Source organism: Psychrosphaera sp. 1_MG-2023 (assembly GCF_030548245.1).
Taxonomy (GTDB): Bacteria; Pseudomonadota; Gammaproteobacteria; order Enterobacterales; family Alteromonadaceae; genus Psychrosphaera; species Psychrosphaera algicola.
In genome coordinates this window covers 1-521 of sequence record NZ_JAUORW010000072.1, presented here as the reverse complement: position 1 = coordinate 521, position 521 = coordinate 1, and the positions used below count along the sequence as shown (strand labels likewise).

Here is a 521-nt window from a genome sequence, read left to right as displayed (position 1 = left end):
GGGCTCACCCCTTCTGAAATATGCGGTGGAAAGTGAGTATTAATACTTGCTGTCCACCTCAGGGCGTGTTGTTAGGTTTACGTGCGTCTAACTTCACTAAAACGCATAATATTAATATTCCCCTGAGAAGATAATTTACCACTTTTAATAATGATATGAAGCCTTGATAACAGCTGATCATATGTAATGTTGGGATCGAGTATTTTAACTTCCTTATTGGCCTTACTTATAACCATCGCTATTTTCGACCACCTTTCAGAAGTTTTTGCGTATAAAAGACTATCAACTTTTTCTAATAGTTCTGGAGATAATGTTTGCAGGTAAGCAAGATCGTCTTCGGTAATAATAGACTCAATTGGTTGTTCCATTTCTTGCACTCCTCTGTAACAACTCTGTAATGAGGCGAATATGACTAAACAAGTGATGATAAGCTTCATTGTAAACCTAACGCCCCGCTAAGGGGCAAATAATATGTTGGCTATAATGAGCGAGGGACGAGCAAAAGCCAACTGTTATTTGTC

The 521-nt window shown here is 38.4% G+C and carries 1 protein-coding gene; it reads right to left on the bottom strand.

Annotated elements, in window-relative coordinates; genetic code table 11:
• Positions 1–77: 77 nt before the first annotated feature.
• Positions 78–368 (bottom strand): DUF3658 domain-containing protein, encoded by a 291-nt coding sequence (locus Q4575_RS19770; RefSeq protein WP_303523949.1) that lies wholly within the window; start codon positions 366–368, stop codon positions 78–80.
• Positions 369–521 lie beyond the last annotated feature (153 nt).

Excerpts from the sequence above, each read along its gene's own strand:
- Q4575_RS19770 (WP_303523949.1), bottom strand. The coding sequence starts at position 368 with ATGGAACAACCAATTGAGTCTATTATTACCGAAGACGATCTTGCTTAC.